Genomic DNA, 23,256 nt, shown 5'->3' on the forward strand with positions numbered 1-23,256 from the left:
CTCAGAGCTTTCCGGCCCGCTGCTGGATCATCATGAACGTATCGAAAGTGTATTCCGAAAGCTGCATCCAGAGATAGGCGTCCCGCTTGAAGGCGGTCTGGTCGTCGTAGATCTTCTTGAAATACTGGTTAGTGCCCGAGATTTCGCTGTAGATGCCGGTCGCTGCCTGGAAGCAGGCTTCCATGATCTCCTGGCTGAACGGGCGCAGCGTCGCACCTTCCGCAACGAGCTGCTTCAGCGCCGTCGGGTTTTTCGAGTCGTACTTTGCCAACATGTTGGTGTTGGCGAAGGCGCAGGCATCGGTCAGCGCTGCCTGATAGTGCTTCGGCAGGTTGCTCCATTTCTCAAGGTTGAAGAAACCATGCACCGTCGGGCCGCCTTCCCACCAACCGGGATAGTAGTAGTACTTGGCCACCTTGTGGAAGCCGAGCTTCAGATCGTCATAGGGCCCGACGAACTCAGCCGCATCGATCGTGCCTTTCTCCAGCGCCGGATAGATGTCGCCGCCGGCGATCTGCTGCGGGATGACGCCGACCTTCTCCATGACGCGGCCGGCAAGGCCGGCAATGCGCATCTTGACGCCCTTGAGGTCGTCGAGCGTATTGATTTCCTTGCGGAACCAGCCGCCCATCTGCGCGCCGGTATTGCCCGCGGGCAGCGCATACATGCCCTGTGTGGCATAAAATTCATTCATCAGCTTATTGCCGTTGCCCTCGTAATACCAGGCATTGGTCAGGCGGCTGTTCAGGCCGAACGGAATGGCCGTTCCGATAGCATAGGTCGGGTCCTTGCCGACGAAATAATAGGAGGTGGTATGGGCTGCCTCGACCGTGCCGGCGGCGACCGCATCGACGGCCTGCAGGCCGGGCACGATTTCACCGGCCGCAAAAGGCTGGATCGTGAAATTGCCGTCTGTCGCCGCGGCGACATGCTTGGCGATATCCTCGGCACCGCCATAGATCGTATCCAAGCTCTTCGGAAACGACGACGTCATGCGCCACGCGATCTTCGGATTCTCCTGCGCGATCGCAGGCGCTGCCAATGCCGTTGCGGCGACCGCACCGGCGCTGGCGGTTCCCGCCTTCTTGAAAAACGAACGACGATCCATCAAAAACCTCCCGTATGGATGGCACTGCGCGGCCAATCTTCACCCCACCCGCAGCCGGCGCAAACCTAAGCATGGCGGGGGCCGCGATTCAAGCTTTAGTCTATTAGCCTTTGGCATCAGGACGGCAAGAAGGCAATGCGGGTGCGCCTATCAAAATCAGCGGCTTAGCGGCGACCCCGGAGCCACCGGGCCGCGTCCGCCGTATTTTGGCCACCCGGCGCAGCCAAGCGTTGACTTCAAGACCGTTCTGGCGCCAAAAACAGCAAGCACGAAGATTTTTACCGGGGTCGATATGACAAAACCGATCGTTGCCATTCCTGCCGATATCCGCAGCTTCGACGGCGCGACCTGGCATGCCGTGCAGCATCAATATGTGAGTGCCGCCTTGAACGCGGCCGGTGTCATGGCCTTCATCATCCCCGCTTTCGAGGCAGGCTACGATACCGACGCGATCCTCGACCGCGTCGACGGCCTCCTGGTTTCCGGCTCGGCCAGCAATGTGCATCCCTCGCTTTACGGTGCCGAGGTCAATGACCGGGACGGTCCCTTCGACCCTGCCCGCGATGCCACCAGCCTGCCGCTCATCCGCCGCGCCATCGATCGCGCCATCCCGCTGCTCGCCATCTGCCGCGGCATCCAGGAATTGAACGTCGCGCTCGGCGGCTCACTGGCAAGCGAGATCCAGGAACAGCCCGGAATCTCGGACCACCGCCGGCCGGAAGGCGTCGACCGCGACGCCATGTACGCCATCCGCCAGAGCGTTCACGTCAAGGAAGGCTCGTGCATCGCAGGCATCCTCGGCCCCGGTGAGGTTAGTGTGAATTCCCTGCATCGGCAGGCGATCGCCAGGACCGCGCCGCGCCTGCAGGTGGAAGCGATCGCCGAAGACGGCACGGTGGAGGCGGTCTCCGTCATCGACGCCAAGGCCTTCGCCGTCGGCGTGCAGTGGCATCCGGAATATTGGGCCGAAACCGACAAGCCTTCGAACCAGCTGTTTCAAGCTTTCGGCGACGCGGTCCGCGCCTACGCCGCCGGCAAGCTGCCGGTCACCCCCGTGCAGGCGATCGCCTGACGGTGCGACGCCGGCGAAGCTGAAATCATGCCGCTTTAACGCTTCTGCGGCGTCTCCGGCACCGGCGTCAGCGCAGCACCTTTCTCGAACCAGGCGATCAGATTGTCGGCGACGAGGTCGGCCATCGCATTGCGGGTCGGCACCGAAGCCGAAGCGATATGCGGCAAGAGCACCGCATTGGCCGGTTCCAGCAGGCCGGCCGGCACGGTCGGCTCGTCATAGAAGACATCGAGTCCGGCCGCTCCGAGCGCGCCGGAGGCAAGCGCTGCGCTCAGCGCCTCCTCGTCCACCGTCCAGCCGCGGCCGACATTGACGAGAATGCCGTTCGGGCCGAGGGCTGCCAGAATATCGGCATCGATCGTCTTGTGCGTCTGCGGCGTCTTCGGAACGATGGCGACCAGCGTATCCACCGCTTCCGCCAACCCCTTCAGCGTCGGGTGATAATCATAAGGTGCATCGGCATGGCGCGACCGCGTGTGATAGCTGATCTTCACCTTGAACGGCTCCAGCCGCCTGGCGATCTCAAGCCCGATACGGCCAAGGCCATAGAGCCCGACATGGCGGCCCTTGAGCGAGAAGCGCGACAACGGATAGGCCGTGCCCGGCTTCCAGTTGCCCGCCCGCAGCCAGGCTTCGGCCCGCGGCAATTCGCGCACGGTGTTCAGCAGCAGACCGATCGCCGTATCGGCGACTTCGTCGTTCAGCACATCGGGCGTATTGGTGACGACGATGGCTTTCTCGGCGGCACGCTTCACGTCCATGCCGTCATAGCCGACGCCGAAACTGGCAATCACCTCGACGCCAGGCAGCTGGTCCATCCACGCACCCGGGAAAGCACCGGAGACCGCAACGCCGCGGATGCGGCCGACGGTCTCGGCGTCGAGCGCAAGTTTATGCTCGCGCGCAACGGCGATAATGTCAAAACGATCCTTCAGCCTTTCGAGAACGCGCTCGTGTATCTTCCCGGGAACGAGAATGGCGATGCGGGACATGGCTTTTCCTCTTGGATGCGGTCTTGGTTCAGGCGCGGGGCCGATGGGGGCTGGTGGACTGGCGGATGCGCATTTCCGGTTTGATCAGATGCATGCCGTCAGGCTCGTGGCTGCCGGCAAGCCGGTCGAGCAGCGCCCGCGCCGCCAGGCGACCGACCTCGGTCTGGCCGTTCCAGACGGTCGTCAGCGCCGGCGTCGCGATCGACGCCTCCTCGAGATCGTCATAACCGGTGACGGAAATGTCGCGTCCGGGCACCAGGCCAGCACGGGCAATACCGTTCATCAATCCGATTGCCACGAGATCGTTCCAGCAGACGGCCGCCGTCGGCTTCTGCGGCAGCGAGAGGAAATGGACGGCGGCCTCGAAGCCGCCCTGTTTCGAGCGCGGGCCGGGAATGCGCAGGTTCGGGTCGACCTCGATGCCGGCCTTACGCAGCGCGTTGACATAACCCTGGTAGCGGTCGCGGCCGGTGGAGGTCTGGTCGGTGCCGCCGATCATCGCGATCGAGCGGTGGCCGAGGCCGATCAGATGGTTGGTGGCGAGCGAAATGCCGTAGCTGTCGTCGCCGCGATAGGTCGGCAGGTCCTGGCCTTCCATCGAACGGGCGACCAGGATCGCCGGCATGCCGTTTTCTTCCGCCAGCTGCACGTCCTCAGGCGGCGTGCCGATCGCCGGCGACATGATGACGCCGTCGCCGCCGAGCTGCAGGAGCGTCTCGATGAAGGTGCGCTGCTTCTCGACATTGTCGTAGTGGTTGGAAAGGATGAAAGTGTGGCGGCTGCGATCGAGTTCGCTTTCGATCGCCTTCAGGATTTCCCCATAGAAGGGGTTCATGATGTCGTGCACGACGACGCCGATGATACCGGAGCGCGAGGTGCGAAGGCTGGCGGCGCGGCGATTGTAGATATAGCCGAGCGCGCGCGCCTGTTCCTTGATCTTTTCCCGGGTATTGCCGGCGACGAGCGGACTGTCGCGTAAGGCAAGCGATACGGTCGCCGTTGAAATGCCGAGCGTTTCGGCGATCGTCGAAAGCTTGATCTTCTGGACCACGTGTCCTCCTCCAGGCAGCACGCAAGACAGCAAGCCCCCGCCGGAAAACCGGCTCGGCCCCTTAAAATGTTTAATTAAAAGATTTAACCGGCGGAGGCAATTCGTCTTTCAGGGAAATTTCACTCTTCGTCCGGTTCTTCGACATGGAGGGCTTCGGCCTGCAGATTGCCGTCGATCGCCTTCAGCAGCCGGACGAGATTGCGGATTTCCTTTTCGGAGAATTCCTGCGTCGCCAACCTGTCGCAGGCGGACGCCGCCATCTCGATCGCCTGCACGCTGCCGCGGCCAAGCTCGGTGAGATAGACCTTGGTGAGACGCGCATCCTCGGCATCGGGCTTACGCTCGAGAAAACCCTGCGCCTCCATGCGGCCGATCGTGCGCGTCATCGTCGGCGCCTTGACGCCGAGCTTCTGGGCAAGGCCGCCGGCCGTCATGCCGTCGCTCTCGGCCAGCGAGAGAATGACGCCGTCCTGGCCGGCATAGAGACCGCTTTCGAGCAGGTTGCGCGACAGCACCGTGCGCATGGAACGAGCCGCCTGGGTGAGTGCCGGGGAGAGGTCGACGAGCGTATACTCCGTCTGGTCCTTCTTCTTGGACTTGTTCTTCTTGCCGTCCTTATGCTTCTTACCCATAGCCATCCCTTTGATCTTTAAGCGCCGGCGCCGCTGCGATATGACATTGCCCAGGATCTCGTCATAAACAAGAGGCAACGACCGGATGATGACGCCTTCGCCCCGCTTCGACGACAGCGGCCCGGCCTCTGTCCGCGGCGGCCGCCCGATCGCCGTGCTGCCGCTCGGCGCTCACGAACAGCACGGACCGCACCTGCCCTTCGAAACCGACACGCTGATTGCCGAAGGCATTGCCGGACGATTGCAGGTGGCCTTGCCGGCCGGCCTGCCGGTCACCTTCCTGCCCGCCGAATCCGTCGGCTATTCCATAGAGCATATGGATGTTGAAGGAACGAAGACACTCGCCTTCGACGAAGCGGTCAACCGCTGGCTCGGCATCGCCGAAAGTTTGGCGAAGCAAGGAATCCGCAAATTGGTGATGCTGAACGCCCATGGCGGCAATTCGCCTCTGACGACGATCGTCGCCACCGAGGCGCGGATCCGGCTCGCCATGCTGGCGGTGGCGACGAGCTGGACCCGCTTCGGCCTGCCGGATGGCGTGATATCGCCGGAGGAAAAGGCGATCGGCATCCATGGCGGCGATATCGAGACGTCGGTGATGCTGGCGCTTCATCCCGGCAAGGTCGATATGGCGAAGGCGGCGGATTTCCCCTCGCGACAGAGCGAATTTGCCGGGCGCTTCAAACATCTGCGCGCCTACGGGCCGCACGCCTTCGGCTGGAAGATGTCGGATCTTAACCCGCAAGGCGCGGCGGGCAACGCCGCAGCTGCGACGGCTGAAAAGGGCGAAGCGCTGATTGCGCATGCGGTGAAGGGGCTGGTGGAACTGCTGGAGGATGTCGATGCCTTCGACGTCACGCAACTAAAATGAAAGGGTGATCTGCACCGGGCGAATGGTGTGATCTTATAACATTATAAAACCCTTTGAACTGCCGCGCCCATGCCATTATATGAGACCAACCGTTTGAAGCAGCCGATCTGAAACCGCTCGGCCGCACGCCTAATCCTAGAGGTTCTCATGACCGACGCGATCTCCACCCAGAAGCCCATTCCCGTCACCGTGCTCACCGGTTATCTCGGCGCCGGCAAGACGACGTTGCTCAACCGCATCCTGTCCGAAAATCACGGCAAGAAATATGCGGTCATCGTCAACGAGTTCGGCGAAATCGGCATCGACAACGACCTGATCGTCGAGTCTGACGAAGAAATCTACGAGATGAACAATGGCTGCGTCTGTTGCACGGTGCGCGGCGACCTGATCCGCGTCGTCGAAGGCCTGATGCGCCGTCCCGGCCGCTTCGACGGCATCATCGTCGAAACCACCGGCCTTGCCGATCCGGTGCCTGTCGCCCAGACCTTCTTCATGGACGATGACGTGCGCGCCAAAACCGAGCTCGACGCCGTCATCGCCCTCGTCGACGCCAAGCACCTGCCGCTGCGGCTGAAGGACAGCCGCGAGGCCGAAGACCAGATCGCCTTCGCCGACGTTGTCGTCATCAACAAGAGCGACCTGGTGACCCCGGAAGAACTCGATGTGATCGAGGACATCGTCCGCGCCATCAACCCGGCCGCCCGCGTCTACAAGACCAGCCGCTCCGGCGTCGACCTCGCTCGCGTGCTCGATCAGGGCGCCTTCAACCTGGAGCGTGCGCTCGAAAACGACCCGCATTTCCTCGAGCAAGGTCATGACGACCATGTCTGCGGCCCGGACTGCGATCACGACCACCACCATCACGACCATGACCACCATCATGATCACCACGGGCACGAGCATCATCACCATGGTGCCCATCAACATGGTGCCATGTCGGCGATCCACGATGTAACGGTGCAGTCGGTATCGCTGCGCGGCGGCCAGATGAACGCCGAGCGCTTCTTCCCCTGGATCCAGAAGGTCACCCAGACGCAGGGACCGGACATTCTCCGCCTCAAGGGCATCATCGCCTTCAAGGACGACCCCGAGCGTTATGTCGTCCAGGGCGTGCACATGATCATCGAGGGCGATCACCAGCGGCCGTGGAAGGAAGGCGAGAAGCATGAGAGCCGTCTCGTCTTCATCGGCCGCGATCTCGACCGCGAGAAGCTCGAAGCTTCCTTCAAGGCCTGCGAGGCAGCCGCCTGATGCCGGCTGTTGCACCGCTTGATCTCGACGGCCACGTTCTGGCCGTCGAATTTTTAGGTGATGTCCCCTTCTTCGCCAGCGCCAACGGCACGTTTCACCGGCTGGATGGCGGCGACAGGGTTTGCGAAGCCCACCAGGGCATGCTCACAGCCATCCGCGATCCCTATAGCGAGAGCCTGATTTCGGGCGGCGAGGATGGCAAGGTGCTGCGCATTACTGCCGATGGCAGCGTCAGCGAGCTCGCCACTGCGCCGCGCAAGTGGATCTCGCAGGTCGCGGCCGGCCCGCAAGGCGCCATTGCCTACTCCTACGGCAAGAGTTCCCTCGTGCGCCTTGCCGACGGGACGACCAAGGAATTTGCCGAGGAGCGCACGGTCGAGGGCCTTGCCTTTGCGCCGAAGGGCCTGCGCATCGCGGCCGCGCGCTATAACGGCGTGTCGCTGCACTGGATCGGCATGACCGCCAAGCCGGTCGACCTCGAATGGAAGGGTGCGCACACCGGCGTCACTTTCTCGCCCGATGGCAATTTCCTCGTCACCTCGATGCAGGAAAACGCGCTGCACGGCTGGAAGCTCGACAGCAAGCCCGGCTCCGAAGCCCGCCACATGCGCATGACCGGTTATCCCGCCAAGGTGAAATCGCTCTCCTGGTCGATCAAGGGCAAATGGCTCGCTTCGTCAGGCGCGCCGGCGGCGATCGTCTGGCCCTTCCAGGGCAAGGACGGGCCGATGGGCAAGGCGCCGCTCGAGCTCGGCACCCGCGCCAACATCATGGCAACCGCGGTGAAATTCCATCCGCTCGAAGATATCCTCGCCATCGGCTTCATCGACGGCATGATTCTCGCCGTACGCATCGCCGACAGCAAGGAGGCGCTGCTGCGCCGCCCCGGCAAGGGCGCGATCACGGCGATGAGCTGGAGCAAGAACGGCAAGCTGCTCGCCTTCGCCTCCGAAGCCGGCGATTGCGGCGTCATCGATATTTCGGCTTGAGCCCTATTGCCGGCTAGACAGGATGATTTTAGGCCCGTTTGGCCTAAAATCTGAATCCTGTTCTCAATTAAAGAGTTAGAGCATGATGTCGTCCGAAAACCGCTCACACTTTTCGGCATCATGCTCTAGGACGACATCGTGACGGAAGCGGAAATCGTGGCACTCGGCGCCGACCACATGCAGGCAGCCGCAAAGATCAGGCGCGTGGCGCTGTGGCAGCGGCTGCCCTGGCTGCCGGATCTGCATACGCCTGGTGAAGAAGAGCATTACTGGCGCAGGCATCTGTTGCCGAATTGCACGATCCTCGGCGCCGCCACGGGAAACCGGTTGATCGGCGTCATCGCCTATGGCGACGACTGGGTAGAGCAGCTTTACGTTCTGCCCGACTTCCAGGGCATGGGCATCGGCTCCCTGCTTCTCGGCTGCGCCAAGGAGGAGATGGATGAAATCAGGCTCTGGACGTTCCAGCGTAATATCGGCGCCCGCGCTTTCTACGAGCGGCACGGTTTTTCCATCGAGGAAGAGACCGACGGCGCCGACAATGAGGAAAAAGAACCTGATGTGCGCTATCATTGGCGTCGGCTCCCGGAGCTGACGCCTGGCCTGCGACCGTCTGGCGGCTAAAATCAGGGCTTGCCAAACGCCTTGCCCGGGCAAAACATCAGTCCACGCAGGCTTGGTCTGCGCAGTCGCAGGCAGAGGAAACGGGAATGCCGAAATCGACCGGCCTTGGTCTGGCCGCGCAACAGCCGCAGCCCTTGGACAATGCATTCGTCTGGGCGGTGATCCGCGCCGAGGCACTCGAGCTTGCCGCGCGCGAACCGATCCTGCAGCGGCTGCTCGCCGCGCAGGTCACGGCCACCTCCGGTAGCAACGAGATCATCGCCGGCGTGCTCGCCGCCCGCCTTGCTGCGGCGCAGGTTGAAACCGGCGATTTGTTCGATCTGATCCTGTCCACCCTCAACGACGATATCATGCGCAAGATCGAGGCCGATCTCGTCGCCGTGCGCCAACGCGACCCAGCCTGCACGACATTCCTGCACGCCCTCCTCAACCTGAAGGGGTTTCATGCGCTGCAGACGCACCGCATTGCGCATGCGCTTTGGAACGCCGGCCGGCCGGAAATCGCCACCTGGCTCGCCAATCTCGCCTCGCTGGTCTTCGGCCCGGATATCCATCCGGCCGCGCGGATCGGCGCTTCCATCATGCTCGACCACGGCTCGGGCATCGTCATCGGCGAAACGGCCGTCATCGAGGATGAAGTATCGATCCTGCAGAATGTCACGCTTGGCGGAACCGGCAAGGAAACCGGCGACCGCCACCCAAAGATCCGTCATGGCGTGATGATCGGCGCCGGCGCCAAGGTTCTCGGCAATATCGAAATCGGCGCCTTCAGCAAGATTGCCGCCGGCAGCGTCGTGCTGAAGCCGGTTCCCGAACATTGCACGGTCGCCGGCGTGCCGGCAACGCTCGTGCGCGTCCACCGCGCCGACGAAATCCCGGCCGAGACCATGGATCAGAACATCTAGAACCTTTCCGAGATACGTTTCGCCCGGTCGTAACGCGGCCTGCCGATTTCCGTGATGCACCGGCGCCGTAATCAGGTGGCCCGCACTGCCCCGATAATGTCCGCCAGCAGGCCGTGCAGCAAATCCCGGTATCCGTTTCTCGCGGAGGGACCGCTTTCCTCCGAGGTCATGACGACAGTCAGATCGAGCGACGGCACAATATAGAGCATCTGCCCGCCATAACCCCAGGCGAAATGCACCGGCTCGCCGGCGATCTGCCGGGTGAACCAGCCATAGCCATATTCGTCGCCTGAGAAACGCGAGTTGGTGCGATGCTGCCACGACTGTGAGATCCAGTCGGCAGGCACCACCTGCGCGCCTTCCCGCGTGCGCCCTCCATTACGATAGAGTTCGCCGAAGGCAAGCAGGGACCGGGCGCTCATCGCCATCTGGTTGCCGCCGAGATAGATGCCCTGCGGATCGCGCTCCCATGCGCCGATGCGGAAACCGTCGACCGGGCCGAGCCATTCCTGTGCCAAGGCCAGTGTCGACCGCCGGCCGACCTTGGTCAGAATAGCCGACAGCAGATGCGTGGACGCGGTGGAATAGAGCATCTCCCCGCCGGGCTGATCGACGAAAGGCTGCGAGAGCGCAAAACGTACCCAGTTGCGCGAGGAGACCCAGCGGCCGTAATTCGGCCCCGACATGCGGTCGAGCCCAGCCTGCATGGAGAGCAGATGACCGATGGTGACATCGTTGATGCGCGGGTCCGGCGTCGCTGGGAGATCGGCCGTCAGGATCGCGGCGATCTTCTGATCCGGCCCTTTCAACAGGCCTTTGCCGATGGCGATGCCGACCAGTGCCGAAATGATCGACTTCGAGGCGGATTTGATATTAGTCGGTTCCGACGGCGAATGACCGTGGAAACCGCGTTCGGCAAGCACCCGTCCGCCGCGCGCGGCGATCACCACTTTGAGCGGCCGCATCGCCGGATCAGCAGCGGCCTGATCGAGACGCGGATCAAGCCCGATGCCGGCGCGGGCCACGCTCTGGGCAGCGGCCGGCGTCGTTGCGGCAAGCGGCAGACAGAAGAGAAGCAGCAGGGAGACAACGCGGATCATGGAGCGCAAGATAGGATATTGCGGCGGCATGTTCGCGGGACGGCGGCGCTTTTCACGCGATTGTGTTGCCAGGGTTGCCGAGCATCCCGGTTACCGCGCACCGTGGCATCCGAAGAACAATCCGCGCCGCAACCATGGCAGGCCGCCTGCCCCATGGTCAAGCGGCGCGGATATTGCCGGCCGGGGTAAGGACGTTCAACCCCGGCCAGCCGATCGGCATAGCCTCAGGCGGCGCGGCGCACCGGCGCGCCGGCCAGGATGCGCCCCGAGGGGACGATCATGCCCGCCGCACCGTCAAGCCAGCCTTCCGTGAGCTCGAGCGCCAGAAAGCGCGAGCGTTCGAACGGACCCGGCATGACAAGATGCCGAGCTTTCTCGGCAAAAAAGCCGAAACGCTCGTAATAGGCGGCATCGCCGACAAGCAGGACGGCGCCATGCCCGCGCTTCTTGGCTTCGAGGATCGCCGCGCGCATCAGCGCCGAGCCGATGCCCTTGCCGCCGTGACGGGAATCGACGGCGAGCGGGCCGAGCAGCAGCCCATCGATCGGCGTGCCCTCGTCGTTGACGCCGGCTTCGATGTTCCAGAGCCGCACCGAGCCGATGACATGGCCGTCGCGATCGCGCGCGACCAGCGCCAGGCCCTCGGCCGGAACACGGTTGCGGCGGATCTTCTCCGACGACTTCTTGCGGCGGTCGGCGCCCATGACCCGGTCGAGCAGGTTTTCACGGGCGACGACATCCGACGGATTTTCGGCGTCGATGGCGAAAGTGGTGGGCGCAAAGAATGCGCGGACAGAATCAAGAACAGCGGCCATCTTGGCCTCCCGTACCCAATACCGTTATCAGCGGCGATGAAGGAAAATTGTGAAGTTGCCGCCCCGGTTGGTTACGGGGCCGGCGGAAACGGCCCTAGATGACGTAGGCCTTCAGCGGCTCGAAGCCGTTGAAAGCGACCGCCGAATAGGTCGTCGTATAGGCACCGGTGCCTTCGATCAGGACCTCGTCGCCGATCGAAAGGGAGATCGGCAGCGGATAGAGGTTCTTTTCGTAGAGCACGTCGGCCGAATCGCAGGTCGGGCCGGCGATGACGCAGGGCTCCATCTCGTCGCCGTCGTGCTCCGTGCGGATCGGATAACGAATGGCTTCGTCCATCGTCTCGGCGAGACCGCCGAACTTGCCGATGTCGAGAAAGACCCAGCGCGCATCGTCATTGTCCGACTTCTTCGAAATCAGCACGACCTCAGCCTTGATGACACCGGCATTGCCGACCATGCCGCGGCCCGGCTCGATGATCGTCTGCGGGATCTGGTTGCCGAAATGCGTGCGCAGCGCCTGGTAGATCGACTTGCCATAAGCTTCCGCGGACGGAACGTCGCGCAGATACTTGGTGGGGAAGCCGCCGCCCATGTTGACCATCTGCAGGTGGATGCCCTGCTTGGCAAGCGAGACGAAGACGCGCTTGGCATCGGCGAGTGCGGAATCCCAGGCATCGACCTTGGTCATCTGCGAACCGACATGGAACGAGACGCCGTAGGACTGCAGGCCGAGCTGATGGGCGTAGACGAGAACGTCGACAGCCATCTGCGGAACGCAGCCGAACTTGCGCGACAGCGGCCATTCAGCACCTTCGCCATCCGTCAGCACGCGGCAGAAGACACGGGCGCCGGGAGCGGCGCGCGAGATCTTCTCGACTTCCTCGTGGCTATCGACCGCAAAGAGGCTGACGCCGAGCGCATGGGCGCGGGCAACGTCACGTTCCTTCTTGATCGTATTGCCGAAAGAAATGCGGGCAGCGGTCGCGCCGGCTTCGAGCGCCATTTCGATTTCGGCAACGGATGCGCAATCGAAATTGGAGCCGAGGCCTGCGAGCAGCTTCAGCACTTCAGGGGCCGGGTTGGCCTTGACGGCGTAGTAGATGGCGCTGTCCGGCATGGCGTGACGGAAGGCATGGAAATTGTCGCGCACGACGTCGAGGTCAACCACAAGGCAGGGACCGTCGGGACGTCGGGTTGCGAGAAAGTCGCGGATGCGCTGGGTGGTCATATCGTTCCCTCTTCCAGTTCCAGAGCTCCGGCATCAGCCGGAGGACAAAGGGCATACGAGAACTCGCATTGGAACCAGCCGGTGGAGACCCCGGAACCATAGCAAGCGCTCGATGCGCGGATAGTGAACCAACGCCGCGATGCGGTGTAAGTTCGGCTTTGTCTGCCATGGATTGGAGGGAGAATCCCAACCGCACTTCCGGCAATGATGGTGTGCCTCTTCAGTAACCCCCGCTGATGGAAAGCAGGGAGAGAACAAAAAGGCCCGCACCGTCGTTGCTTCAGGCGTCCTCGCATTTTCCGGTTGGCCGGAATAGCGACTGGAGGGGTTAATTCCAGGTACCTTACCGATTTCCTCACCAATTCGAGGGTTCGGCGGACACCCATGGGCACGTGCGACTTTGGGCTGAGGTGGAGATAAGAATATTCGCCTTCATAATCAAGCGTTTTTTTGATCTCGGGGTCAAAAAAATAATTGAACAGGAAGAGCCGATTTGTTCAACATTCCCAAACAGCTTGAGGGATATTCATGGATACCTTGACCCGCATACGTGCCTTCATCGATGTCGTCGAGGCCGAGGGCTTTTCCGCTGCCGCCAGGCGCACCGGCCGTTCGAAGGCGCTGCTCTCCAAATATGTGCGCGAGCTGGAAGACGAGCTCGGCGCCTTGCTGCTCAACCGCACCACCCGGCAGTTCTCCATGACCGAGGCCGGCCACACCTATTACCGCAGCGCCTCGGATATCCTCAAGGAGATCGACAACCTCGCCGACCTCGTGCGCGAAAACAATGCGCAGTTGAAGGGACGGCTGCGCATATCCGTGCCCCGCACCTTCGTCGATGCCGATGTCGGCCAGTCGCTGATCGATTTTTCCAGGGAGAACCCGGATCTTTCGCTGGAGATTGCCGCCGACGACCGGTTTGTCGACCTGATCGAAGAGGGCTTCGACGTGGCGATCCGCATCAGCAAGCTTGAAGATTCCGGCATGATCGCCCGCAAGATCTCCGATTTCCGCGTCCATCTCTGCGCCACCCCCGATTTCCTCGAGCGCCATCCCGATCTTGCCCATCCGAGCGACATTTCCAACGTTCCCTTCATCGTCGATACGAATTCGCGCACCCAGGCGAGCATCCGCTTCCACAATCCCGACAACACCTCCTTCGCCGTCGCTGTCTCCGGCCCGATGGAGGTCAACAGCCCGCATGCGACATTACGCGCCGCCCTTGCCGGCATCGGCATCGCCCTCATCCCCGACTTCATCGCCCGCAAGCCGATCGAGAGCGGCGAACTGGTGACGCTGTTCAACGATTATCTCCCGACCGACCGCGGCATCTACGCCGTCTATCCGCACCGGCGCTACCTGCCGGCCAAGGTCAGGATCTTCGTCGATTACCTCAACAGCTGGTTCAAGAAACATCCGTAGCGCCGCCCTTGCGGCTGCGACATCGCGCCCCGGCCCAACCTGCGGCTATCTGAATCCGGCACGGAATCCGGTCCCAATTCCGTCCCAATTTCTGGCAAGAAGTCAGGATCACGAACAGGCAGCGGATTAGATGAGATATTCGACGATACTGATGGCCGCGCTTGTTTCACTGGCGCCGGCCGCCGCTCTTGCCCATCCGCATATTTTCGTGGAGGCCCGCCTCGAGGTCGTGGCAGGCAAGGATGGCAGCGTCGAGGAACTGCGCAATGTCTGGCGCTTCGACGAGGTTTTCTCCTCCTCGGTCGTTATGGATTTCGACAAGAACACCGATCTGAAGCTGGAGCCGAACGAGCTCGCCGAGGTCGGGAAAACGGTAGAGCAGTCGCTTGCCGAATATGATTACTACATGAACCTGACGATCGACGGGAGGAACATCACCGTTCAGAAGCCCGACATCATCCATGTCGATTACAAGGACGGCCAGCTGCTGATGTTCTTCGCGGTCAAACCGGTGGAGAAGATGCCGCTGAAAGGCAGGCTCAGCTTCGGCGTCTACGATCCGACGCTCTATACCTCGATCGACTTTCCCAGCGACAACGAACTGGCGATCGTCGGCGACGGCTTCAAGACCTGCAAGCATCAGGTGGTGCGGCCGGATGCCGACCAGGTGATCTCGCAGAACAAGCAGTCGCTGACCGACGCCTTCTTCAATGACCCCACCGGCACCAACATGTCCAAACTCTTCGCCACCCGGCTGGAGGTCACATGCTGACGAAACGCCTGCCGTTCATCCTTGCCGCCTCGGTCTTGGCGCTTCTGGCGGCGGCAAGCCTCGCCCATGCGCAATCCCCGCTCGGCATCGGCACGGCGGAACCGAGCTTCCAGCCGACCGGCGGGCCACTCGCACCGCTTTTGCTCTATGTGAATTATGAGCAGCAGGCCTTCTACCGGGCGCTGACCGATGCCTTGAAGGCGATGCGCCAGGACCCGTGGCAGTTGGCCTCGCTGATCGGCCTTTCCTTCGCCTATGGCGTCTTCCATGCCGCCGGTCCCGGTCACGGCAAGGCGGTCATCTCCTCCTACATGATCGCCAACGAGGTCGAGCTGAAACGCGGCGTGGTGATTTCCTTCATTTCCGCCTTCATCCAGGGCGTGGTGGCCGTGGCGCTGGTCGGCGGCGCCTGGCTGGTGCTGCGCGGCACCGGCATCACGCTGACGGCTGCGACCCATGCGATGGAGATCGCTAGCTTCGTCATGGTCATCCTCTTCGGCGGCTGGCTGCTGTTCCGCAAACTGCGCGCGATGGTGGGCAACATGCCGCGCCGCCGGCTGATGGCGACGTCAGCCGGTCCGGTCAGCATGATGCTCGACTGGAAGGATAATGCCGCCGAACGCCAGGCCTATGCCTTCAACGGCAAGGCGCAATCCGTCGAAGCCGGCCATACTTTCGTTCCCGGCATGGCCTGCGAGACCTGCGGCAATGCCCATGTGCCGGATCTCGCCTTGCTCGCCGGCGACAAGTTCAGCGCCCGCGAGGCCTGGTCGGCGATCGTCGCCGTCGGCCTTCGCCCCTGCTCCGGCGCTTTGCTGGTCATGACCTTCTCGCTGCTGAACGGGCTCTATCTCGGCGGCGTGCTGTCGGTCGCCGCCATGTCGCTCGGCACGGCGATCACCGTTTCGCTGCTTGCCACCCTTGCCGTGACCGCCAAGGGTGCCGCCGTCCGTCTCTCCGGGCGCGGCTCAGCCGCCTCGGTCTGGATCGGCAACGCCATCGAAATCCTCGGCGCCGTGCTGGTTATCATGATGGGCGCCCTGCTGCTCGGAGCGTCGCTGCAGGGATAAGTCTACTTCCCTTTGCTGCGCTGATAGCGCGCCCGCAGCCAGAAGACCGCGAAAAATGCCATGATCAGGCAGACGCCGACGGCGATACCCAGCGCCGGCGAGAAATTGCCGATCCACAGAACGATGGTCGGCAGGAAATAGAGGACGAGGCCGGCGCCCAGCAAGATGATGGCGGCGGCGGTTGCCTGCGAGCGGCTCTCGGGGCTCATACGAGCCTTTCCTTCTCGAGATCGGCGCGAATATCCTGCAGACGGCGGATCTGGTTGCCGGCGGCGTCGAAATTCTCCGGCGACAGCCAGGCCTCGAAGGCATCGTTGAGCAGAGGCCATTCACTGTCGATCATCGAGAACCAGGCGGTGTCGCGGTTACGGTGTTTGGAAATCATGTGCTGGCGAAAGACTCCCTCGAAGCTGAAGCCGTAGCGTGCTGCCGTCGTCTTGCTCGCCTCGTTGTTATTGTCGCATTTCCATTCGTAGCGGCGGTAGCCGAGCTCCTCGAACACATGCTTGGCCATCAGATAATGCACTTCGGTCGACAGCGGCGATCGCTTCATGTCGGCGCCATGCGCCACCCCGCCGATCTCGACGACGCCGTTTGCCGGATCGGCGCGCATATAGTTCGCCATGCCGACAATCTTGCCGGTGGCATTGTCGCGAAAGATATGGGTGAGCCAGCCGGACTTGGTGTAGACGGCCTCAAGCCAGTTGGCGAAATCCTCGATCCCGGAAAAATCGTCCTGCGCGAAATAGAGCAGCAGCGGGTTGATGGCCATGCCGCCAAGCCCGTCCCACAGCGCCTCGAGATGTTCGGCGCGCCGATAAGGTTCGACGGTGACGAAACGGCCCTTCAGCGTCACCGGCTTCGGCGCCGGGCAGCCCTTGAAATTTGCAAGATCGCGCATGTTCACACCTCTTTTCTGAGGAGTGGATAGGCCAGCCGCCCGACAAAGGCAACCGACCGAGATGTTACTGTGACCCAATCAGTGGGACAAGGTAACTTTGGCTGAGGACACCGTCGCCTCGATATGGTCGACCAGCTGGTCGGCAAGGCCGAGCCTGCCGGCGAGCAGATCGAGATAGCCGCGCTCGGCGCGCGAATCCGGCTCGATGGTAAGCCGCGAGGCGGTATAGAGTTCGACGCGCTGTTCTTCCGTCACCGCCGCAGCGACGAGCGCATCGATATCCGTCGGCGAAGCGAGTTCGCCCTCGATGAAGGCCGCAGCTTCTCCGCTGACATCGGCAGCCTTGACCTTGTCCATGATCAGGGCCCGTTCCGCATCGTCGATATGGCCGTCGGCCTTGGCGGCGGCGATCATCGCGCGGATCAGCACCAGCACGAATTCATTGCTGCCGGCAGGCGACGCCGGCCCGAAGCCGGATTCGACCGGCGGCGGCAGGAGAACCGGATTGTTTGCCGAGGGCGCATCTGAGGGAGCTGCGGGCGCTTGCCCCGCCTGGTAATTCTTGTAGGCTTGGTAGCCGAGGCCGGCGATGGCGGCCAGACCGCCGATCGCCAAGGCGTTGCCGGCAATACTCCGGCCGGTCTTGGTGCCGAGAAGCGCGGCTGCGATCGCACCGGTCTTCATCGGATTGTTCTTTGCCGTCTGCACGGCATCGCCCGCCCTGTCGCGGACCGAACCGCCGAGACCCGGCACCTGCGAACCCAAGAACTGGTCGAGAAGCTTCTTCGCGTCGAACATTCCTTGTCATCTCCCTGTTTGAATCTGGAGGAGTACATAGGTTTGCGACGGCTGGAATACAAACAGAGGAGAGGGAATTGTGCCGTGAGGCTCACCCCTCCCCCTGCCGAAACTCAGGCCTTCAGCGCCGCCGCTTCTGCCGCAAGCCGGGTAATTCCCGCCCAGTCGCCGGCTGCGACCAGTTCCTTCGGCGCCACCCAGGAGCCGCCGACGCAGATCACGTTCGGCAGCGACAGATAGTCATTGGCGTTCTTCAGCGAAATGCCGCCGGTCGGGCAGAACAGCGTACCGGCAAGCGGCGAGGAGAGCGCCTTGAGAAGAGCGGCGCCACCGGCCTGCTCTGCGGGGAAGAACTTCAGCACCTGGTAGCCTTCCTCGCGCAAAGCCATGACTTCGCTGGCGGTCGCAGCGCCGGGAAGCAGCGGCACATCGGAATCGGCGGCGGCATCGAGCAGTTCCTGCGTCGTACCCGGGCTGACGATGAACTTCGAACCGGCCTCGACGGCGGCTTCCCAATGGGCGGCATTGAGGATCGTGCCGGCGCCGACTTCGGCGCCCTCGACCTCGGCGGCGACGGCCCGCACGGCATCGAGTGCCGCCGGCGTGCGCATGGTGATCTCGATCGCCTTCAGGCCGCCGGCGACAAGCGCGCGGGCGAGCAGCACGGCCGACTTGGCATCGTCGACGATCAGCACCGGGACGACCGGCTGGAGTTTCAGGATGGAAAGGAGCTTCTCTGTTTTCTCGCCCATGGTCGCGCGACCTCCTTGAAACGATTGTTTGAAACGATTGAATTGGTCCCGAATAACGTCCCAGCGGAACCTTGTCGAGGCAAAACCAATTCACACGACAAGATGGGTAGGAAATCCATCGGAATTGGGCTACCGTGACCCGATCGTCACAAAAGGTTCACCGATATGGCGAAAGAGATCGAGCGGAAGTTTCTCGTACGCAGCGATGGATGGCGCTCCGCCGTCGAGACCAAGTCTGTCCTGAGACAGGGCTACATCGCCTCGATGGACGATCGTTCCGTCCGGGTACGCACTCTCGACGGCAGAAAAGCGAGACTGACGATCAAGATCGGCCGCAGCGCCATCACCCGCGACGAATTCGAATACGACATCCCTGTGGCCGATGCCGAGGAACTATTGCAGAACGCGATCGGCATCGTCATCGAGAAGACGCGCTACCGCGTTCCGCATGAAGGTTTCGTCTGGGAGGTCGACGTCTTTGCCGGCGAGCATCGCGGGTTGGTGATTGCCGAAGTCGAGATGATGGCGGAAACCGACAATCCTGCTCTGCCCGCCTGGCTCGGTCGCGAAGTGACCGGCGATTTCCGCTATTCCAACCAAGCCCTTGCCACCGAATACGGGCACGACAGGCATGGCCTATCGCATTCGGCCTGACGCCGATTTCACCAGGGAGTTCCGCAGCGTCGCGACCGAGCAACTGGAACGCGCCATCGCGGTTCTCGAGGAGCGGCCGGACGGCACGCACGAGGCGATCCATTCCTTCCGCAAGAATCTGAAGCGACTGCGCTCGCTTTACCGGCTCGTCGCCCGTGAGGTGCCGGATTTCCAGGACCGCGAAAATGCCAGGCTGCGCGATGCCGCACGCTCCCTTTCGGCGATCCGCGACGCCAACGCCCTGATCGGCACTGCGCAATATCTGCAGCAATCGGCCCGCGACCCGGAGGAGAGCGAGGCGCTCGGCCGCATTGTCGCCATTCTCGAAGGACGCCGTGATTGGATGGTGGACGCCGAAAGCGGCCTGGAACAGCGGCTGGCGGAAACCTCGGACGTTTTGAAGGAGGCGATCGCCGCCCTGGATGCCGTCTCGTTTAACGGCAGCCACCGCAAGAATGCCCGCAAGCTGGCGAAGAGCTGGCGCCGCACCGCACGAAGGGCTAAGGCAGCGCTTGCGGCCTGCCACGGCGAGGCATCGGCCGACGATTTCCACAATCTGCGCAAACGCACCTACGACTACCGGCTTTATCACGGCCTTTTAGAAGATATCTGGCCGGGCGCGATGAAGGCCAAACGCGATGCGGCCAAGGAACTGGTCGAGGATCTCGGCCATATCCACGATCTTGCCGTGCTCTCCGAACTGGTCGAGGCCGAGCCGCAGCTCTTCACCCGCAACGACGACCTGGCCCACCTGCTCGACGCCATCATCTTCCGCCAGCAGGAGGATCGGCGGCAAGCGCTTGTCAACGCCGAAACCGTCTTTGCCGATGATCCCGACGAGGAAGCGCAGCGCATCGAGCTTCTCTGGCTGACGGCCGGTAGTTGAGAGGCGGCGTAATCGTTCACCCGCCAAGGCCGCCATCGGCGAAGGCAATTGCGCGAGCCGTCGATTTTCTGTATTTCCGGCCCCATGACCGACAGCCTGACACACACCAGCCCGTTCCTCGTGGCCGCACTCTACCATTTCGTTTCCGTGCCGCGCTTTGCCAGCCTGCAAGGTCCGCTGCAGGCGCTTTGCGAGGAGAACGGCGTCAAGGGGACGCTGCTTCTGGCGCATGAGGGCATCAACGGCACGATCGCCGGCCCGGATGCCGGCATTGGCGCCGTACTCTCCTTTCTGCGCGCCCAGCCTGAATTTGTGGGGCTAGAGCATAAGGAAAGCCGCGCCTCGAAAATGCCCTTCCTGCGCATGAAGGTGAAGCTGAAAAAGGAAATCGTCACCATGGGCGTCGAGGATATCGACCCCAACAAGGTGGTCGGCACCTACGTGGCGCCTGAGGACTGGAACGCGCTGATCTCGGATCCAGATACGATCGTCATCGACACCCGCAACGATTACGAAACGGCGATCGGGACCTTCCGCGGCGCGCTCGACCCGAAGACGAAGACCTTCCGCGAATTTCCCGATTGGGTGCGCCAGAATTCCGGCCTGCACAACAAGCCGAAAATCGCCATGTACTGCACCGGCGGCATACGCTGCGAGAAGGCCACCGCCTTCATGAAGGCCGAGGGCTTCGACGAGGTCTATCATTTGAAGGGCGGCATCCTGAAATATCTCGAGGAGGTGCCGCAGCAGGAAAGCCTCTGGGACGGCGCCTGCTTCGTTTTCGACGAGCGCGTCTCCGTCGAGCACGGGCTGAAGGAAGGCGAACACAGGCTGTGCCATGCCTGCCGCAACCCGATCACTTCAGAGGAAATCACCTCGCCGCTCTACGAGGAAGGCGTTTCCTGCAGCCATTGCTACCACTCGCGCACGGAAGAGGATCGGCTGCGCTACCGTCAGCGGCAGCACCAGATCGCCCTCGCCCGGAAACGCGGCCAGCGGCATATCGGCAGCTGAGAGGATCCTTTCCGGATCGGCCGCATTTGCAAGAATGTGCCCGCGCCCGTCAGGCTGCGCCGAGACGGCGCCGGCCTGGCTCGGCTGCATGCCGCTCGTGCAGCATCTCGGTGATCCGATCGGCCGTCATCGGCTTTCCGAACAGATAGCCCTGCAGGCAATCGCAGCCGAAGAGGCGCATGGCGATTGCCTGCTCCTCGGTCTCGATGCCCTCGGCCGTCACCGGAATGTCGAGCGAGCGGGCGAGCGCCACGGTCGCCTGCAGCATCTCGCGCTGGCGCTTGTCCTCGCTGACCCCCATGACCAGCGAGCGGTCGATCTTGATCCGGTCGAAGCCGAACTGCCGGAGATAACCGATCGAGGAGAAGCCCGAGCCGAAATCATCGAGCGCTACCTTGACGCCCAGCGCCTTCAGCCGTTCGATCGACTGGCGGGTGCGCTGCGGATTCTGGATCATGTAACCTTCGGTGATCTCCAGCGTGATGCGGCCGGCGTCGATCTCCGTCTGCTTCAGTACGTAGCGGACATAATCGGCGAAGGCGGGATTGCGGAACTGGCCGGGCGAGACGTTGACAGAGACGTTGAGGTCCGGCCATTGCTTGGCCGTCTCGCAGGCCTTGCGCAGCACGAACAGCCCGAGCGATTCAATCAGGCCGCTGGTCTCGGCGATCGGGATGAACACCTCGGGTGAGACCGGCCCGTGACCCGGACGGTTCCAGCGTACGAGCGCCTCGACGCCGGTCGGCGCATACGAGGCCGCATCGATCAGCGGCTGGTAGGCGAGCGTCAGGTCGCCGCTTTCGATGGCAATCCTCAGATCGAGTTCCAGCGCATTGCGCTGCTCCCGATCGGCATCCATCGACGGATCGTAGAGTGTCATGCGCGCGCGGCCGGCTTCCTTCGCCTTGTACATGGCAAGGTCGGAGCGGCGCACCAGCTCCTCGCGCCCGATCGTGCCGGCAGGCGACATGGCGATGCCGATGCTGGCCCCGACGACAACGACGCGACGGCCGATCTCCAGCGGCTCGACGAGAAAATCGAGGATCTGCTCGGAAAGTTGCAGGGCTGCGGCATTCTCGCCGTCCGAGAGAAAGGCGATGGCAAATTCATCGCCGCCGATGCGGGCGAGAACCGCGCCTTGCGGGATGAGCACGTCGAGCCCGGCCGCAACCGCGCGGATCAACTGGTCGCCGGTGCCGTGGCCATAGCTGTCATTGACCTCCTTGAAGCCATCGAGATCGAGATAGAGGAGCAGCACGTTGCGCCTGGACTGGCGCGCCTCGACAACGAAGCGGTCGACGGCAAGCCCGAGACCGTCGCGATTGGATAGTCCGCTCAGCCGGTCACGCAGCGCCTCCTCGCGGGCGCTGTTTTCCTCGGCCTTCAAGCGGCGGCCAGCAAGCCAGCCTATGACCAGCAGCACCACGAAGAACAGCCCGACAAGGCCGAGCGCCTGGATGACCATCGGCCATACCTGGGCATAACTGATGTCGCCAGGCGAACGCGAGGTCCAGACGAGCTTGCCGAGTGTCGCGCCCACGGGATCTACGATCGGCACCAGATAATCAGCCTCGACGCTCGGCGGCGCCAGCTTCAACCCGTTGACGACATAGGTCTGGCCGAGCGCAGCCACCCTGTCATTGTCGAGGTGGCGGGCGAAAACGAGATAGCGGTGCCGGCCGGCGGGCACGTCGAGCGAACCGGATTTTGTCCGCACCAACGCCACGCCGACGGCGGCGATGCCCCTTTTTGTTGTGACGAAACCGACCGCCTGAGGACGATCGGCCGGGCCGGCCGCCTTCACCGTCTCGAGCAGGGTCCACAGCGACGGCGCGAAGTAGTCTTCGAGCGGCTCCTCCATCGGCTTGCCGTCGCGATAGGCCATGATCGGCTTCTTCGCGTCATCGATGACGATCGCCATGTCGAAAAGCGCGCTGTTGACCGACATCTCGCCGTAATTGCTCACCGTCCAGGCCATGCCATCGGGCGCATAGACATTGACGGCGGCGTCGTCCCAGGCGGCGTAGTCGTCGAGCGTTGCGCCAAGTTGGTCCTCGAAGGTCTGCAGCGCCCCGATCGTCGTCTCGCGCGAGCGCTCGTCATCGAGAAGATTGGCATTTTCGGCCACGCGTTCCAGCGCCGTCAGCACCATGAAGGTGGCCACCGCGACGATGACCGCGAAGGAAAAAAGCACACCGGTGACGGCGATGTGACGGCCTATTCCCAACCCCTTGCTCTGCGATTTTCCGACGTTCTGCATTACAGCTCCCTGACCGTCCGACTTTGGCAGCCAAGGGTTCAAAAACGTTTAAGCAACCGATTGTTGAAATTTCCGGCAATCTATTTTTG

24 protein-coding genes are annotated in these 23,256 nt (G+C 62.7%); 12 read left to right on the plus strand and 12 right to left on the minus strand.

Features of this window, described 5'->3' with window-relative positions; all coding sequences use genetic code 11:
- Position 1: 1 nt before the first annotated feature.
- Positions 2-1,108 (minus strand): TRAP transporter substrate-binding protein, encoded by a 1,107-nt coding sequence (locus AMK05_RS19500; RefSeq protein WP_064840744.1) that lies wholly within the window; start codon positions 1,106-1,108, stop codon positions 2-4.
- A 292-nt stretch (positions 1,109-1,400) separates the two neighbouring features.
- Between AMK05_RS19500 and AMK05_RS19505 the strand changes: the two genes are divergently transcribed.
- Complete coding sequence (locus AMK05_RS19505) at positions 1,401-2,180, plus strand: gamma-glutamyl-gamma-aminobutyrate hydrolase family protein (protein ID WP_064840745.1); 780 nt, start codon at positions 1,401-1,403, stop codon at positions 2,178-2,180.
- Positions 2,181-2,215: 35 nt separating this feature from the next.
- On the opposite strand, the gene AMK05_RS19510 is transcribed toward AMK05_RS19505, so the two are convergent.
- The 3 genes from AMK05_RS19510 to AMK05_RS19520 form a co-directional block, all read right to left on the minus strand.
- The gene (locus AMK05_RS19510; protein WP_064840746.1) at positions 2,216-3,172 is read right to left on the minus strand and encodes a 2-hydroxyacid dehydrogenase; all 957 of its coding nucleotides are present in this window, start codon (positions 3,170-3,172) and stop codon (positions 2,216-2,218) included.
- Between the two features lie 28 nt (positions 3,173-3,200).
- A complete protein-coding gene (locus tag AMK05_RS19515) occupies positions 3,201-4,223 on the minus strand; it encodes a LacI family DNA-binding transcriptional regulator (protein ID WP_003590238.1) in 1,023 nt (340 codons plus the stop codon).
- 119 nt (positions 4,224-4,342) lie between these two features.
- Complete coding sequence (locus AMK05_RS19520) at positions 4,343-4,855, minus strand: MarR family winged helix-turn-helix transcriptional regulator (RefSeq protein WP_064841452.1); 513 nt, start codon at positions 4,853-4,855, stop codon at positions 4,343-4,345.
- 85 nt (positions 4,856-4,940) lie between these two features.
- Between AMK05_RS19520 and AMK05_RS19525 the strand changes: the two genes are divergently transcribed.
- The 5 genes from AMK05_RS19525 to cysE all read left to right on the plus strand — a co-directional run bounded on the left by AMK05_RS19525 (position 4,941) and on the right by cysE (position 9,495).
- A complete protein-coding gene (locus AMK05_RS19525) occupies positions 4,941-5,726 on the plus strand; it encodes a creatininase family protein (protein WP_064840747.1) in 786 nt (261 codons plus the stop codon).
- A 147-nt stretch (positions 5,727-5,873) separates the two neighbouring features.
- Entirely contained in the window at positions 5,874-6,977 is a 1,104-nt protein-coding gene (locus AMK05_RS19530; protein WP_064840748.1) for a CobW family GTP-binding protein, read from the plus strand.
- The gene (locus AMK05_RS19535; protein WP_064840749.1) at positions 6,977-7,966 is read left to right on the plus strand and encodes a WD40 repeat domain-containing protein; all 990 of its coding nucleotides are present in this window, start codon (positions 6,977-6,979) and stop codon (positions 7,964-7,966) included. The genes AMK05_RS19530 and AMK05_RS19535 overlap by 1 nt, the downstream gene beginning before the upstream one ends.
- 177 nt (positions 7,967-8,143) lie before the next feature.
- Positions 8,144-8,590: a GNAT family N-acetyltransferase gene (locus tag AMK05_RS19540; RefSeq protein ID WP_064841453.1), complete on the plus strand. Its 447-nt coding sequence runs from the start codon at positions 8,144-8,146 to the stop codon at positions 8,588-8,590.
- A gap of 86 nt (positions 8,591-8,676) precedes the next feature.
- A complete protein-coding gene (gene cysE, locus AMK05_RS19545) occupies positions 8,677-9,495 on the plus strand; it encodes a serine O-acetyltransferase (RefSeq protein ID WP_064840750.1) in 819 nt (272 codons plus the stop codon).
- A 71-nt stretch (positions 9,496-9,566) separates the two neighbouring features.
- Here the strand turns inward: cysE and AMK05_RS19550 are convergent, their stop codons facing one another.
- From AMK05_RS19550 to odc2, 3 genes are all read right to left on the minus strand, one after another.
- Complete coding sequence (locus AMK05_RS19550; protein ID WP_064841454.1) at positions 9,567-10,595, minus strand: serine hydrolase domain-containing protein; 1,029 nt, start codon at positions 10,593-10,595, stop codon at positions 9,567-9,569.
- A gap of 224 nt (positions 10,596-10,819) precedes the next feature.
- On the minus strand, positions 10,820-11,410 hold the full coding sequence (locus tag AMK05_RS19555) for a GNAT family N-acetyltransferase (protein ID WP_064840751.1): 591 nt from the start codon (positions 11,408-11,410) through the stop codon (positions 10,820-10,822).
- A 94-nt stretch (positions 11,411-11,504) separates the two neighbouring features.
- Complete coding sequence (gene odc2, locus AMK05_RS19560; protein ID WP_038691369.1) at positions 11,505-12,638, minus strand: ornithine/lysine decarboxylase; 1,134 nt, start codon at positions 12,636-12,638, stop codon at positions 11,505-11,507.
- Between the two features lie 528 nt (positions 12,639-13,166).
- Here odc2 and AMK05_RS19565 point away from each other — a divergent pair.
- From AMK05_RS19565 to AMK05_RS19575, 3 genes are all read left to right on the plus strand, one after another.
- The gene (locus AMK05_RS19565; protein WP_064840752.1) at positions 13,167-14,060 is read left to right on the plus strand and encodes a LysR family transcriptional regulator; all 894 of its coding nucleotides are present in this window, start codon (positions 13,167-13,169) and stop codon (positions 14,058-14,060) included.
- A 130-nt stretch (positions 14,061-14,190) separates the two neighbouring features.
- Complete coding sequence (locus tag AMK05_RS19570) at positions 14,191-14,832, plus strand: DUF1007 family protein (protein ID WP_064840753.1); 642 nt, start codon at positions 14,191-14,193, stop codon at positions 14,830-14,832.
- Positions 14,826-15,902: a nickel/cobalt transporter gene (locus AMK05_RS19575; protein ID WP_064840754.1), complete on the plus strand. Its 1,077-nt coding sequence runs from the start codon at positions 14,826-14,828 to the stop codon at positions 15,900-15,902. Before AMK05_RS19570 ends, AMK05_RS19575 begins: the two co-directional genes overlap by 7 nt.
- A 2-nt stretch (positions 15,903-15,904) precedes the next feature.
- On the opposite strand, the gene AMK05_RS19580 is transcribed toward AMK05_RS19575, so the two are convergent.
- The 4 genes from AMK05_RS19580 to AMK05_RS19595 form a co-directional block, all read right to left on the minus strand.
- Positions 15,905-16,111, minus strand: a complete 207-nt coding sequence (locus AMK05_RS19580) for a hypothetical protein (protein ID WP_064840755.1) — start codon at positions 16,109-16,111, stop codon at positions 15,905-15,907.
- Entirely contained in the window at positions 16,108-16,803 is a 696-nt protein-coding gene (locus tag AMK05_RS19585) for a GNAT family N-acetyltransferase (RefSeq protein ID WP_064840756.1), read from the minus strand. Before AMK05_RS19585 ends, AMK05_RS19580 begins: the two co-directional genes overlap by 4 nt.
- A gap of 78 nt (positions 16,804-16,881) precedes the next feature.
- Positions 16,882-17,601, minus strand: coding sequence for a tellurite resistance TerB family protein (locus AMK05_RS19590; protein WP_064840757.1), 720 nt, complete (start codon positions 17,599-17,601; stop codon positions 16,882-16,884).
- Between the two features lie 113 nt (positions 17,602-17,714).
- Positions 17,715-18,353: a 2-dehydro-3-deoxy-phosphogluconate aldolase gene (locus AMK05_RS19595; protein WP_054184188.1), complete on the minus strand. Its 639-nt coding sequence runs from the start codon at positions 18,351-18,353 to the stop codon at positions 17,715-17,717.
- A 165-nt stretch (positions 18,354-18,518) separates the two neighbouring features.
- Between AMK05_RS19595 and AMK05_RS19600 the strand changes: the two genes are divergently transcribed.
- The 3 genes from AMK05_RS19600 (at position 18,519) to trhO (ending at position 20,907) form a co-directional block, all read left to right on the plus strand.
- Entirely contained in the window at positions 18,519-19,007 is a 489-nt protein-coding gene (locus AMK05_RS19600; RefSeq protein ID WP_064840758.1) for a CYTH domain-containing protein, read from the plus strand.
- Complete coding sequence (locus AMK05_RS19605) at positions 18,985-19,893, plus strand: CHAD domain-containing protein (protein WP_064840759.1); 909 nt, start codon at positions 18,985-18,987, stop codon at positions 19,891-19,893. The genes AMK05_RS19600 and AMK05_RS19605 overlap by 23 nt, the downstream gene beginning before the upstream one ends.
- A gap of 84 nt (positions 19,894-19,977) precedes the next feature.
- A complete protein-coding gene (gene trhO / locus AMK05_RS19610) occupies positions 19,978-20,907 on the plus strand; it encodes an oxygen-dependent tRNA uridine(34) hydroxylase TrhO (RefSeq protein ID WP_064841455.1) in 930 nt (309 codons plus the stop codon).
- Between the two features lie 49 nt (positions 20,908-20,956).
- Here trhO and AMK05_RS19615 read toward each other — a convergent pair whose 3' ends face one another.
- A complete protein-coding gene (locus AMK05_RS19615; RefSeq protein ID WP_064840760.1) occupies positions 20,957-23,167 on the minus strand; it encodes a putative bifunctional diguanylate cyclase/phosphodiesterase in 2,211 nt (736 codons plus the stop codon).
- Positions 23,168-23,256 lie beyond the last annotated feature (89 nt).

Source organism: Rhizobium sp. N324 (assembly GCF_001664485.1).
GTDB lineage: Bacteria > Pseudomonadota > Alphaproteobacteria > Rhizobiales > Rhizobiaceae > Rhizobium.

What these genes read in the sequence shown, in the direction of transcription:
- AMK05_RS19500 (WP_064840744.1), bottom strand. Translation starts at nt 1,108, where the DNA reads ATGGATCGTCGTTCGTTTTTCAAGAAGGCGGGAACCGCCAGCGCCGGT.
- AMK05_RS19505 (WP_064840745.1), top strand. Translation starts at nt 1,401, where the DNA reads ATGACAAAACCGATCGTTGCCATTCCTGCCGATATCCGCAGCTTCGAC.
- AMK05_RS19510 (WP_064840746.1), bottom strand. Translation starts at nt 3,172, where the DNA reads ATGTCCCGCATCGCCATTCTCGTTCCCGGGAAGATACACGAGCGCGTT.
- AMK05_RS19520 (WP_064841452.1), bottom strand. Translation starts at nt 4,855, where the DNA reads ATGGGTAAGAAGCATAAGGACGGCAAGAAGAACAAGTCCAAGAAGAAG.
- AMK05_RS19525 (WP_064840747.1), top strand. Translation starts at nt 4,941, where the DNA reads ATGATGACGCCTTCGCCCCGCTTCGACGACAGCGGCCCGGCCTCTGTC.
- AMK05_RS19530 (WP_064840748.1), top strand. Translation starts at nt 5,874, where the DNA reads ATGACCGACGCGATCTCCACCCAGAAGCCCATTCCCGTCACCGTGCTC.
- AMK05_RS19535 (WP_064840749.1), top strand. Translation starts at nt 6,977, where the DNA reads ATGCCGGCTGTTGCACCGCTTGATCTCGACGGCCACGTTCTGGCCGTC.
- AMK05_RS19540 (WP_064841453.1), top strand. Translation starts at nt 8,144, where the DNA reads ATGCAGGCAGCCGCAAAGATCAGGCGCGTGGCGCTGTGGCAGCGGCTG.
- cysE (WP_064840750.1), top strand. Translation starts at nt 8,677, where the DNA reads ATGCCGAAATCGACCGGCCTTGGTCTGGCCGCGCAACAGCCGCAGCCC.
- AMK05_RS19550 (WP_064841454.1), bottom strand. Translation starts at nt 10,595, where the DNA reads ATGATCCGCGTTGTCTCCCTGCTGCTTCTCTTCTGTCTGCCGCTTGCC.
- AMK05_RS19555 (WP_064840751.1), bottom strand. Translation starts at nt 11,410, where the DNA reads ATGGCCGCTGTTCTTGATTCTGTCCGCGCATTCTTTGCGCCCACCACT.
- odc2 (WP_038691369.1), bottom strand. Translation starts at nt 12,638, where the DNA reads ATGACCACCCAGCGCATCCGCGACTTTCTCGCAACCCGACGTCCCGAC.
- AMK05_RS19565 (WP_064840752.1), top strand. Translation starts at nt 13,167, where the DNA reads ATGGATACCTTGACCCGCATACGTGCCTTCATCGATGTCGTCGAGGCC.
- AMK05_RS19570 (WP_064840753.1), top strand. Translation starts at nt 14,191, where the DNA reads ATGAGATATTCGACGATACTGATGGCCGCGCTTGTTTCACTGGCGCCG.
- AMK05_RS19575 (WP_064840754.1), top strand. Translation starts at nt 14,826, where the DNA reads ATGCTGACGAAACGCCTGCCGTTCATCCTTGCCGCCTCGGTCTTGGCG.
- AMK05_RS19580 (WP_064840755.1), bottom strand. Translation starts at nt 16,111, where the DNA reads ATGAGCCCCGAGAGCCGCTCGCAGGCAACCGCCGCCGCCATCATCTTG.
- AMK05_RS19585 (WP_064840756.1), bottom strand. Translation starts at nt 16,803, where the DNA reads ATGCGCGATCTTGCAAATTTCAAGGGCTGCCCGGCGCCGAAGCCGGTG.
- AMK05_RS19590 (WP_064840757.1), bottom strand. Translation starts at nt 17,601, where the DNA reads ATGTTCGACGCGAAGAAGCTTCTCGACCAGTTCTTGGGTTCGCAGGTG.
- AMK05_RS19595 (WP_054184188.1), bottom strand. Translation starts at nt 18,353, where the DNA reads ATGGGCGAGAAAACAGAGAAGCTCCTTTCCATCCTGAAACTCCAGCCG.
- AMK05_RS19600 (WP_064840758.1), top strand. Translation starts at nt 18,519, where the DNA reads ATGGCGAAAGAGATCGAGCGGAAGTTTCTCGTACGCAGCGATGGATGG.
- AMK05_RS19605 (WP_064840759.1), top strand. Translation starts at nt 18,985, where the DNA reads ATGGCCTATCGCATTCGGCCTGACGCCGATTTCACCAGGGAGTTCCGC.
- trhO (WP_064841455.1), top strand. Translation starts at nt 19,978, where the DNA reads ATGACCGACAGCCTGACACACACCAGCCCGTTCCTCGTGGCCGCACTC.
- AMK05_RS19615 (WP_064840760.1), bottom strand. Translation starts at nt 23,167, where the DNA reads ATGCAGAACGTCGGAAAATCGCAGAGCAAGGGGTTGGGAATAGGCCGT.